Annotated in this window: 8 protein-coding genes and 1 CRISPR repeat array; all 8 genes read left to right on the top strand. The window is 39.2% G+C overall.

What is annotated here, in order from left to right:
* Window positions 1–42: 42 nt before the first annotated feature.
* The 8 genes from EDC51_RS09755 (at window position 43) to cas2 (ending at window position 10,327) form a co-directional block, all read left to right on the top strand.
* Window positions 43–3,594, top strand: a complete 3,552-nt coding sequence (locus EDC51_RS09755; RefSeq protein ID WP_131928839.1) for an SIR2 family NAD-dependent protein deacylase — start codon at window positions 43–45, stop codon at window positions 3,592–3,594.
* A 129-nt stretch (window positions 3,595–3,723) separates the two neighbouring features.
* On the top strand, window positions 3,724–4,401 hold the full coding sequence (gene cas5c, locus EDC51_RS09750) for a type I-C CRISPR-associated protein Cas5c (RefSeq protein WP_131928838.1): 678 nt from the start codon (window positions 3,724–3,726) through the stop codon (window positions 4,399–4,401).
* On the top strand, window positions 4,398–6,176 hold the full coding sequence (gene cas8c, locus EDC51_RS09745) for a type I-C CRISPR-associated protein Cas8c/Csd1 (protein WP_131928837.1): 1,779 nt from the start codon (window positions 4,398–4,400) through the stop codon (window positions 6,174–6,176). The genes cas5c and cas8c overlap by 4 nt, the downstream gene beginning before the upstream one ends.
* A 9-nt stretch (window positions 6,177–6,185) precedes the next feature.
* Window positions 6,186–7,049 carry a type I-C CRISPR-associated protein Cas7/Csd2 gene (gene cas7c / locus EDC51_RS09740; protein WP_131928836.1) on the top strand — a complete coding sequence of 288 codons (864 nt, stop codon included), beginning with the start codon at window positions 6,186–6,188 and terminating at the stop codon, window positions 7,047–7,049.
* Window positions 7,049–7,717, top strand: coding sequence for a CRISPR-associated protein Cas4 (gene cas4 / locus EDC51_RS09735; RefSeq protein ID WP_131928835.1), 669 nt, complete (start codon window positions 7,049–7,051; stop codon window positions 7,715–7,717). The genes cas7c and cas4 overlap by 1 nt, the downstream gene beginning before the upstream one ends.
* Before the next feature lie 45 nt (window positions 7,718–7,762).
* Window positions 7,763–8,902: a PIN domain-containing protein gene (locus tag EDC51_RS09730; protein WP_131928834.1), complete on the top strand. Its 1,140-nt coding sequence runs from the start codon at window positions 7,763–7,765 to the stop codon at window positions 8,900–8,902.
* 51 nt (window positions 8,903–8,953) lie between these two features.
* Window positions 8,954–9,967 carry a type I-C CRISPR-associated endonuclease Cas1c gene (cas1c, locus tag EDC51_RS09725; protein ID WP_131928833.1) on the top strand — a complete coding sequence of 338 codons (1,014 nt, stop codon included), beginning with the start codon at window positions 8,954–8,956 and terminating at the stop codon, window positions 9,965–9,967.
* Window positions 9,968–10,033: 66 nt separating this feature from the next.
* Complete coding sequence (gene cas2 / locus EDC51_RS09720; protein WP_006248114.1) at window positions 10,034–10,327, top strand: CRISPR-associated endonuclease Cas2; 294 nt, start codon at window positions 10,034–10,036, stop codon at window positions 10,325–10,327.
* Between the two features lie 191 nt (window positions 10,328–10,518).
* Window positions 10,519–11,412: direct repeats of the CRISPR family, unit length 32 nt; unit sequence GCAGCCACCTACGCGTGGCTGTGAATTGAAAC.
* Window positions 11,413–11,742: the final 330 nt, after the last annotated feature.

Here is an 11,742-nt window from a genome sequence, read left to right as displayed (position 1 = left end):
TCATTTTAATCAATTGAAAAGATAATTACATAGGAATTCAACATGGCTAAAGATATTACACAACTTGATGACTATACAAAACTAAAAAAACTTGCTTCTTCCCTTTGGCAACAGGATAACTCTTATCATGGTGCAGCTATTATGATAGGCGCTGGTTTTAGTAGAAGTGCTGCGACAACAGGAGATAGAAGTAAAAAACTTCCACTTTGGTTTAATTTTTCTGAACTATTAATTAAAGAATTAGGTTCAAGCAACTCAGATCCGTTACGACTAGCCGAAGAATACAATGCATATTTCGGTAAGCAAGCGTTACATGATTTAATCAAAAGGGAAATTAATGATTCAGCTTGGATGCCAGGAGAATTACATAAATCCTTATTAGAATTACCTTGGTCAGAGGTTTTGACTACAAACTGGGATACCTTACTTGAACGTGCTTCAGAAGATATTCATCAACCTGTATATAGTATTGTTTCTAAACAGGAAGATCTTTCAAGTGCAAGATCACCTCGGATCGTAAAATTGCATGGGACTATTGATGTAACTAAAGATTTGATTTTTACTCAGGAAGATTACCGTAAATATCCGCAACAATATGCAGCATTTGTAAATTTCTCACGTCAAGTTTTTATTGAAAATGAGTTGTGCTTGTTAGGATTCTCTGGTGATGATCCAAATTTTTTACAATGGGCTGGATGGGTAAGAGATCATTTATCAACACATTCTAGACGTATTTATCTTGTTGGTGCACTTGGGTTAAGTTCTTCTAAACGTAAATATTTGGAATCTATCAATATTGCACCAATAGATTTGTATGATTTAGTAGATGATTATGATGATTCAGAGATACGACATTTTGAAGCTACGAAAATATTTCTTCAAGCTTTACTGGATCTCAAACCTAAGAAGCTATGGGAGTGGGAACCCACACAGATACATCGCTCAACAATAACAGAAGAAGAGATGAATAGACGTTACCAGGATAATAATTATGCTGCCAACCTATTGGAGAGACAACTACCATTCTTGGAAAAAGACAGGTTATCTTATCCAAATTGGCTTGTGTGTCCTAATGATAAACGATTCCAATTAAAAACCCAAATTAATGATCCTTATCCTAATCTCCAAAATTTATCTGAAATGGGTATAAATTCTAAGGCAAAATTGTTATATGAAATAGCTTGGCACTATAAAATAACCTATGAAGTACTTCCTACTTGGTTACTAAATGAATTATTGCCTATTTGTGATATTGATAGTTCTTGTGTATTAACAAAGCAACAACAATTGGAAATCGCACTTATTCTTTTAAAGAATACGCGATGGATGGATGAAGTAGAAAGTGAGCCTATCATTCAGGCAACGAAAACCATATTGGAGAAAGGGAAAAAATATTGGCCGGAAATAAGTAATGAGATTGCATATTATGATTCTATACTTGCTAGAGATACTTTTGACTATCCTTTGTTGGAAGAATGTATAGAAAAAATTACTATTAATGAACCTATATGGAAATTAAGGAAAGCCTCTTTGCTTGCAGAGTTAGGAGAATTTATTGAAGGGAAGAAATTAATAGAGAAAGCATATAATGAGTTGCTTAAACAGTATCGTAATAATCGCGACTCTATCTACTTACTTTCTCGCTTGGCTTGGGCTCATTGGCTTGTTCGTGGTATTAATTTAGGTGAGTTAAAAGAAAATATTAAAGTTTTTTCTTTTGATTTTAAGGAAATGAAGTGCGATCCTTGGGATTATATAGAACACTTAGAAGGAAAAATAACTAAATCACTAGGAAAACAACGAGAAAAAGAAATTGAGCCTTTATTTGAGCCAGGTACATATAAAGATAAATCAAATACGATAACCTTCAGTAATGAATTACATCCTTTGTTATTGCTAGAGGGAATATCTAATACAGTTGGTATGCCATTACGCTGGCAATATACAAATTTTCTTGTAGAACCAGCAGAAAAAATTGCTGAATTAGAAGGTGTTGATAATATTCATGGTTTCTCTTTAGCTATTCGGTCTGCTAATAGTGATACTTCAAATGTTTTGAAGAAAATATTTTCTAGAATTAGGATTGCTACGTTACCTCAAAAAGATGTGGATTTTTTGATTAGTAAGACGATGTCCTCAATTGAATATTGGTGTAGTAAATTAGATGTACAATCTGAAGACGTTTCTCATTATGCGATTGATCGTTTAAGGGTATTTATTGAGGTATTAGCTCGTGTGTCTGTAAGAGCAACATCTGAACAAGCTAAGCAAATTTTTCGTCTGGCAGTATCTTTGGGGAAAAATACTAAGTTACATCATTTATGGTTATTTGATTCAATTAATGATTTAATTAAGTTTTCTTTAGAAAGTATCCCAAAATCAGAGCAATGTGAGATCTTATTAGATGCTTTGTGTTTCCCTCTTCAGAAAGAAGTTCAGGCTAAAGGTTTTAAATGGGGTAACCCTATAATAAATAACCCAGGAGAGAGAAAACCTAATACGGCTCTTGAGCGTCGCATTGATGAAATTATTGACAATATATTTTTTAATTCTTCTGAAAGTGCGCCTGCATTATTGCGTTTATTGCCTTTGATAAAGCATAAATTCCTTACTGAAGCAGAATGTCAGAAAATTGCATTAAAAATATGGGGTGAAAGACCTGACTATCGGGTTATTCCAGAAACAGGATTGCTAAATTATGTTTTGCTTGAGCTTCCTAATCATAATCATCAAGAAGTAAAAAATTTAGTTAGAAAATATTTGTTTGAATCTGTTGGTGATAATCTGTTTAATTGGAGATTTTTAATGGATGTAGCAAATGCAACGCAAGCTGAGAACATCAAAGAATATCCAACAGAAGAGCAGGCCATTTATTTCTTTGAGAAACTCGTTTCTTGGAAAGAAGAGGTAAATGAAAATGATATATTTGGATACTCTAATCAAGTACATAAAAAAACTTCTAGATTGGTCAGTCAAGTACTGTCTTATTCAGTTATTCCAAAAATGCCGAAAAATGCATTAAATGAAGAGAATTTTCAAAAATTATGTAAGTTATATGCAGAAATTGATGAGCCGCAAGTTTTAATGGCATTTCCTTACTTTGCGGCTTCAAATGAAATCTTTGTTGAACGTGTAGAAGATATCATTAAGAAGAGTTTCCAATCTATAGATACTAACAGACTAGCTTGTGTTTCATATGCAATTTTAGTGTGGCGAGATCTTCAAGATTCTGATGCTGTGAATAGATTGATTAAAAGATTTATCTATTATATCGCCTCAAATCGTACACAAGGATTATCAGCCCTTCTTTGGACAGCTAATCAAATGTATAAAAAAGAATATCTTTCTAGTGAGGACATTGAATCATTAATTGAGATTCTTCCTATTATCTTTGATAGTACAGACTATCAGAGAATAGATCAATATAGTAAGGAGTCCGTCAGTATTTCATTTACCCGAGCTGCTTGCGTTAGATTGGCAAAGGATATTTTGGACAAAGCTACAGAGAAAAACACTGAACTAGAAAAAATCTTGGAAGTGGCTAAGAAAGATGCACTTCCTGAGGTAAGATTTGCAGAGGCTACAGATGTATAAGCTTTTTGATAGTGAAATTTATAGAAATGTGGTTAATTTTCTTGTAATTTTACAAATTACAAGAAATCCGATCGCTTGTATGCTGTCTGAAAATCAAAAATGACGGAACCATTAAAAAATGGAGAATCTATGCCAAACAAAATCAAGCTCCATATTTGGGGCGATTATGCTTGTTTTACCCGTCCTGAAATGAAGGTAGAGCGGGTGTCTTATGATGTGATTACACCGTCTGCAGCACGAGGAATTTTGGCAGCAGTGCATTGGAAGCCAGCGATTCGCTGGGTGATTGATAAAATTTATGTCTTAAAACCGATTCAGTTTGAGTCGGTTCGCCGTAATGAGCTGGGCAGTAAAATTTCCGCCAGTAAAATCAGTGGGGCGATGAAACGTAAAACAGTGGCGGATTTATATACCGTGATTGAAGATGACCGCCAACAACGTGCTGCCACTGTGCTGAAAAATGTCGGTTATGTGATCGAAGCTCATGCAGTGCTGACCAAAATGGCAGGCGAAGCGGAAACCGTCACTAAGCATATTGAAATGTTTAAACGCCGTGCGAAAAAGGGGCAATGTTTCCAACAGCCTTGTATGGGCGTGCGTGAATTTGCGGCAAATTTTGCCTTGATAGATGACGATGAGCCGTTACCTGAGTGTTTTTTGGCAGAAAATGAGCGAGATCGGGATTTAGGTTGGATGTTGCACGACATTGATTTTGAACACGGCAATCATCCTCGTTTCTTCCGAGCAGAAATGAAAAATGGTGTGATTGATGTGCCACCATTTTATGCAGAGGAGGTGAAATCATGATTCTCTCCGCTTTAACCCGCTATTATTACCGCCTTGCAGCACAAGAAGATCGTTTAACAGGCGAAGCTAAAGTACCTTCCTATGGTTTTAGTGAAGAAAAAATCGGTTGGGTACTAGAATTGGATTCAAAGGGAAATTTGATCAATGTGATCCCAAATTTAACCGCTGACAAGAAACCAAAACCTAAATTGATGAGCGTGCCTCGCCCTGAAAAACGCACGTCTGGCATTAAGCCTAATTTTCTGTGGGATAAAACCGCTTATGTGCTAGGCATAGAAAGTAATCCTGATAAAGCCACCGCCAAAGATCAACCCATCAATTTCGCCGAGAAACCCTTTGAGGCATTTAAACAGTACCATTTGGATTTGCTTGCAGATTCCAATGATGAAGGTTTAATGGCGATAAGAAATTTCCTGCAACAATGGCAACCAGCATACTTTGCCGAATCAATCTGCCCAACCGAAATGCTTGATGCAAATGTTGTGTTTAAATTAGTCGGCACAAGCGGTTATATTCATCAGCGAGAGGCCGCTCAAACCCTTTGGGGGCGTTTGCTGGTTAGCGAAGAGAGCGAACAAGGGTTGTGCCTAATCAGTGGCGAAATTGCCCCGATTGCACGCATCCACCCTGCGATTAAAGGCGTTTATGGTGGGCAAAGTGCGGGCGGTTCAATCATCTCTTTTAATAAAGAATCTTTCACCTCATTTGGCAAGGAACAAGGTAGTAATGCCCCTGTTTCTGAACAAGCCGCCTTTGCCTACACTACTGCTTTAAATTATTTGTTACGCACCGAGAAACATCGTTTAACTATTGGCGATTCCAGTACGGTCTTTTGGGCGGAAGCAGACAATAATGCTCAAGCCGAAGCTGCCGAAGGCTTTTTCTCCGCTTTAATGTCCCCACTTGATGACGCTCAAGAAAACCAAAAAATCTTTGATGAATTGCAAAAAATCAGCAAAGGACGACCGCTTGCAGAAATTTCCCCAGAATTATCTGAAAACACCCGTTTTTATGTGTTGGGGCTTGCTCCGAATGCAGCTCGAATTTCGGTGCGTTTTTGGCTGGATACCACCTTTGGGCAACTGGCGAAAAATCTCAGCGAACATTGGCAAGATCTCGCTCTTGAGCCTTGTGCGTGGAAAACGCCCCCCTCCATTTGGCGACTGTTATTGCAAACTGCTTCATTAGGCAAAAGTGAGAATATTTCCCCTGTTTTGGCGGGCGAAATGGCTCGGGCGGTTATTAGCGGTCATTTATACCCAATGAGCTTGCTTTCTCAGTTGGTGACTCGAATCCGAGCAGACGGAGATATTAACGGCTTACGAGTGGCGTTGATGAAAGCGGTCTTACAACGAAAATTTAGAAAAGGTTTTATTAAAGAAGGAGTTCCTATGAGCTTAAATAAAGAAAGCGATAACCAAGCTTACTTGCTCGGCAGGTTATTTGCGGTATTAGAAAGAATCCAAACCCAAGCGTTAGGTGAATTAAATGCCGGTATTGCCGACCGTTACTATGGTTCAGCATCTGCCGTGCCATTTTCGGTATTCCCTCGCTTATTAAGCGGTGCAAAACACCATTTATCTCGCTTGAGAAAAGATAAGGGCGGAATGGCGGTCAATCTGGATAAGGATTTAGGTGAGATTATTACCAGCTTGCCGGAAAATTTCCCGCGCCATTTAAATATCGATGAACAAGGGCGTTTTGCGATTGGTTATTACCACCAAAAACAAAGCTATTTTGCCCAAAAAGAAACCACCGAATCTATTGAAAACTAAGGAAACACTATGTCTATTCAAAACCGCTATGAATTTGTTTTTTTCTTTGATGTAACCAACGGTAACCCAAATGGTGACCCGGACGCAGGCAATATGCCACGCCTTGATCCTGAAACCAGTAAAGGCTTAGTCACCGATGTTTGCCTAAAACGCAAAATCCGCAATTTTATTGAAATGAGCTATGAAAACGAGGCGGGTTACGAAATCTACGTTAAAGAAAAAAGTGTTCTGAATTTACAAAACAAACGTGCTTATGAAGCATTAGGGATTGAATCGGAAGCGAAAAAATTACCAAAAGATGAAGCTAAAGCCCGAGAAATTACCGCTTGGATGTGTAAAAACTTCTTTGATATTCGCACCTTTGGGGCAGTGATGACCACAGAAGTGAATAGTGGACAGGTGCGAGGCCCTGTACAACTAGCATTCGCCCAGTCTATCGATCCGATTATTCCGCTAGAAGTGTCGATCACTCGAATGGCGGTAACTAACGAAAAAGATCTTGAAAAAGAACGCACTATGGGGCGTAAATACATTGTACCTTATGCACTTTATCGTGTTCACGGCTTTATCTCTGCCAAACTTGCTGAAAAAACAGGATTCTCTGATGAAGATGTGCAAAAACTTTGGCAAGCATTACAACTCATGTTTGAACACGACCGTTCTGCCGCACGAGGCGAAATGGCAGCTCGTAAACTGATCGTATTTAAACACGACAGTGAACTTGGCAGCCAACCTGCTCATAAACTGTTTGACTCGGTAAAAGTTGAACGTGTCAATGGCGAAAAAGACACGCCTGCGAAAGGCTATGATGACTACCGTATCAGCGTGCAAACCGAAGGTTTAAATGGCGTAACCGTTGAAGAATTATTGTAATGGACGATTTGCAAAATTCTGCGGAAATTTTACCGCTTGTTCAGCCAAAATTTAGCGATGACAAGCGGTCGATTTCGCTTTCTGCTTTGCAACACTACGCTTTCTGTCCTCGCCAATGTGCCTTGATCCACAACGAACAGGCGTGGGCAGAAAACTATCTCACCGCACAAGGTCAAGCGTTGCACGAGCGGGTAGATAGTGGTGAGCAGGAAACCCGAAAGGGCATTCGCTTTGAGCGAACGGTTCACGTTGCAGCCGAAAAATTAGGCATAAGCGGCATTTTGGATTTGGTCGAGCGAGACCTAAAAACAGGCGAGCTAAAGCCTGTGGAATATAAACGTGGCAAGCCCAAACTTGAACCGATGGACGAAATCCAACTTTGTGCCCAAGCGTTATGTTTGGAAGAAATGACAGGGCAAACCATTGAAGAAGGCGCGCTGTGGTATATGCAAACCCGCCATCGCGTGCCGGTGGTGTTTTCAGACGGCCTCAGGCAAACAACGTTGGATACCATTGCTCAAGTTAGAGAATTATTAAAGAGCGGCAGAACCCCTGCGCCCGAATACAGCAAACATTGTAAAGCCTGTTCGCTCCTGGATATTTGCCAGCCGAAGTTGTTGGAAGGGGATAGGTCGGTGGGGTATGTGGCGGGGTTGTTTGGGGAGTAAGCATTACTTATTATATAACTGATTAAGTTTGAACGGGAAATATATATGGTTAAAGCTGATAAACACTATTCTGCACTAACAATTGATACTTCAATTTTTGAAAAAAATGGATTGAAGTTAAATAAAGGATTGTTAGCACAATTACATCAATTTAAAGATAGTCGAATAAATTTAGTTTTAAGTGATGTTGTATATTTAGAACTTAAATCTCATTTAAATAAAAAAGAGAAGGAGACGAAAAATAAGATTGACTCGGCTTTAAATGATGCTGTTGATTATCTGAATTGTTGTATAGACGATATAGAGAAAATCAAGTCATTAATGAATATGGGTTGTGATGCTGGCGTTATATCAAGTTTAATATTGAAAGATTTTATACAAAAGAGTGGGATTGAGATCATTAAAAGTGAGGAGTATTGTGAGATACAATCTTTGATAAATATGTATTTTCGACATCATGCACCTTTTAAGGAGTCAGGCAATAAAAAGAATGAATTTCCAGATGCTATTGCCTTATTGTCATTAGAATGTTGGGCAAGAGGTAACGATAAGAATTTATTGGCTGTTAGTTCTGACAATGATTGGAAATGTTTTTCAGAAGATAAAGATAATATTGACGTTATTGATGACCTGGCGAAAGCAATGGATCTATTGAATAGACAAAGCCAAGTCTTGGACTCTATTATTCGTGAGGTACAATTAGATTTGTTAGAAAATAAAAATAGCGAAATTTTTAAAAGAATATGTTCTGCTATTGAAGATGATGTAAGTTTTTTTGAAATTGAGGCTACGTCAGCATATAACTACTATATTGATGATGAGCAAGTAAACTTGATAGATGTCAATATTCTTAAGGAAAATGATAGAGATGAATTAAAAATATATATTGTTGATATTAATTCAAGTGAAATTGTCATCAGTATTGCCTGTGAAGTTTTGTGTAATGTTGAAGCAACTTTTCATTTTTCAGCTTGGGATTCAATTGATAAGGAAGATGTGCCACTAGGAGTGATAACAAAAATGAGAGAAGTATCATATAAAACGGATGTTTTAGTTCATTTATATGGAAACTCCCAAGCTGGCTTACAAAATATGGATATTGATGAGATAGAGGTTCTTGATTTCTTAGGTGTGGTTGATATAGGAGAAATTTCTCCTTTTAACAACGATAAAGATTATAGATAGCATGCTTTTAGGTAGCCCCAAAGCACTGTCAAAACCAAAGGAATTCCCCAAATGCGCAAAATCCAAAATACGCTCTACATCACCACGCAGGGCAGCTATCTCCACAAAGAGCGAGAAACTTTAGTAGTAGAGCAAGAACGGAAGAAAGTGGCACAGTTGCCGATTCATTCCATTGGGCATATTTTTTGTTTTGGCAATGTGTTGGTGTCGCCGTTTTTAATGGGATTTTGTGGCGAAAATAACGTAAATTTAGCGTTTTTTACCGAAAATGGACGTTATCTTGGTCGGTTGCAAGGGCGACAAAGTGGTAATGTATTGTTACGCCGAGTCCAGTATAAAAAGTCGGAGACCAATCCTCTTCCTATTGTTCGCAACATCATTGCAGCCAAAATTCAAGCATCTAAGCGGGTGTTACAACGGCAAATTCGTAATCACGGCGAAAATACTGACCTTCAATCGGCAATTACCGCATTAAATTACAGTCTGCAACAGTTGAAAACGGCGGATAATTTGGATTTGATTCGTGGCATTGAGGGTGATGCCGCTTCTCGTTATTTTGGGATGTTTTCTCATCTCATCAAGGAAAATAGCGGTTTCCACTTTGACGGACGTAATCGCCGCCCACCTCGTGACGGTGTGAATGCGTTGCTTTCATTTCTTTATAGTATTTTAGGGAAAGATATTAGCGGGGCATTGCAAGGTGTGGGGCTTGACCCGCAGATTGGCTTTTTGCACGCAGATCGACCGGGTCGAGATAGCTTGGCTCAAGATATTTTGGAGGAATTTCGTGCGTGGTGGGTAGATAGAATGGTGCTGTCGCTTATCAATCGAGGGCAGATTAAGCCTGATGATTTTATAACAGAAGCTAGCGGTGCGGTAACTCTCAAGCCTGAAGCAAGAAAATTACTATTTCAAACTTTGCAAGCGAAAAAACAAGAAAAAATCATCCACCCATTTTTAGAGGAAGAAGTGGAAATCGGCTTGTTACCTTATATTCAAGCGATGTTATTGGCGCGCCATTTGCGAGGTGATTTAGCAGAATATCCGCCGTTTTTAATACGTTAAAATCTGCAAAATTTTGTTGAAATTTGACCGCTTGTTTCTGTTTTATTTATTGAGGAATTGGCAACTATGCTGATGTTGATTACCTACGACATTTCATTTGATGACCCAGAAGGGCAGGCTCGCCTACGCCGTATTGCTAAGCATTGTTTGGATTATGGTGTACGGGCGCAATATTCTGTGTTTGAGTGTGATGTTACCCCCGCTCAGTGGGTAACACTGAAAAATAAATTATTGGCAACTTACAACCCAGACTGTGATAGTTTGCGCTTTTACCATTTAGGCAGTAAATGGAGGAATAAAGTTGAGCACCATGGCGCAAAACCTTCAGTGGATATTTTTAAAGATACGCTGATTTTATAAATCGCTAGCCTGTAGTTCTCATAAAAATGTAGCAAGGTTAGCGAATCTATATTGTTCTTTAATAATCAAGGAATTAGAAAAAATAAAGTACAGTATATTGGCGATATGCTATACTTTTTTCCACTCTCTACAAAACGTTAGCGAATAAAGGGCTAAAAAGCCTGATATTTCAAAATGTTATCTAGTAGGGAGCAGCCACCTACGTGTGGCTGTGTGTTGAAACAGACCGTAAACAAAAGCCAGAAAACCTGGTGAGTGCAGCCACCTACGTGTGGCTGTGTGTTGAAACCGATTGTGAATCAGTCAAACGCACCAACCGAACAAGCAGCCACCTACGTGTGGCTGTGTGTTGAAACTCATCATCAACTTGCCCGATAGGTTTAGACTTAGCAGCCACCTACGTGTGGCTGTGTGTTGAAACAAATTCCCGCTCTTTTAATTTGTGCTCTTTTGCTGCAGCCACCTACGTGTGGCTGTGTGTTGAAACAAGTGTCCAAATATCATCATCAGTTAAAAGGTCGCAGCCACCTACGTGTGGCTGTGTGTTGAAACTCTGTAAAGGTGAATACTTGCTCACCGAGTTAAAGCAGCCACCTACGCGTGGCTGTGTGTTGAAACTAATGAACTAGGCTCTAACCCAATGAGAGTAACGTGCAGCCACCTACGCGTGGCTGTGAATTGAAACGCTCAATCACAAACCAGCCAAGCACCATAAAGGTGCAGCCACCTACGCGTGGCTGTGAATTGAAACAATATCAAGAACGTTAGCCGTGATGATGTGTTAGGCAGCCACCTACGCGTGGCTGTGAATTGAAACGGCTGGGTAGTGCATACCCATAAATCTCGTTCGACAGCAGCCACCTACGCGTGGCTGTGAATTGAAACCGTGCTTTTGAGCCAAAAAAGTAACCTCCGAATAGGCAGCCACCTACGCGTGGCTGTGAATTGAAACTCTGGTACAACAGCAGTGATTGTGATTGAGTATTGCAGCCACCTACGCGTGGCTGTGAATTGAAACGCCAATTCGCAAAACGAAATCATCAACCAACGCATGCAGCCACCTACGCGTGGCTGTGAATTGAAACTATCTTTGGTAGAATGTTGGAGAACCGCAGGGAGGCAGTCACCTAGTCTCAGCCATCTATGCATGGGGAATAGAAACAGGAATAGGGTGCCAGAAAATTACTTTGTGCGTGTAGCCACTTTCTGTGGTTGTGAGTTGAAATATAACAGGGCAAAGAAAGAATCTACAATAAAAAATACATCTTTTCGACTAGATTGTATTATAAGCATATTTCAGCATAACGAATAAAAGATCACCAAGCGGTCATTTTTTTTAGATTTTTTGCAAAAAAGCGCTTGCAAAGGATTTTGAAATCTCTATAATGCACGCCATCGCAACGACGCACTGTTGC

The organism is Bibersteinia trehalosi (assembly GCF_004346205.1).
GTDB classification, from domain to species: domain Bacteria; phylum Pseudomonadota; class Gammaproteobacteria; order Enterobacterales; family Pasteurellaceae; genus Bibersteinia; species Bibersteinia trehalosi.
This window is presented reverse-complemented; position numbering and strand designations above follow the sequence as displayed.

Excerpts from the sequence above, each read along its gene's own strand:
- EDC51_RS09755 (WP_131928839.1), top strand. The coding sequence starts at position 43 with ATGGCTAAAGATATTACACAACTTGATGACTATACAAAACTAAAAAAA.
- cas5c (WP_131928838.1), top strand. The coding sequence starts at position 3,724 with ATGCCAAACAAAATCAAGCTCCATATTTGGGGCGATTATGCTTGTTTT.
- cas8c (WP_131928837.1), top strand. The coding sequence starts at position 4,398 with ATGATTCTCTCCGCTTTAACCCGCTATTATTACCGCCTTGCAGCACAA.
- cas7c (WP_131928836.1), top strand. The coding sequence starts at position 6,186 with ATGTCTATTCAAAACCGCTATGAATTTGTTTTTTTCTTTGATGTAACC.
- cas4 (WP_131928835.1), top strand. The coding sequence starts at position 7,049 with ATGGACGATTTGCAAAATTCTGCGGAAATTTTACCGCTTGTTCAGCCA.
- EDC51_RS09730 (WP_131928834.1), top strand. The coding sequence starts at position 7,763 with ATGGTTAAAGCTGATAAACACTATTCTGCACTAACAATTGATACTTCA.
- cas1c (WP_131928833.1), top strand. The coding sequence starts at position 8,954 with ATGCGCAAAATCCAAAATACGCTCTACATCACCACGCAGGGCAGCTAT.
- cas2 (WP_006248114.1), top strand. The coding sequence starts at position 10,034 with ATGCTGATGTTGATTACCTACGACATTTCATTTGATGACCCAGAAGGG.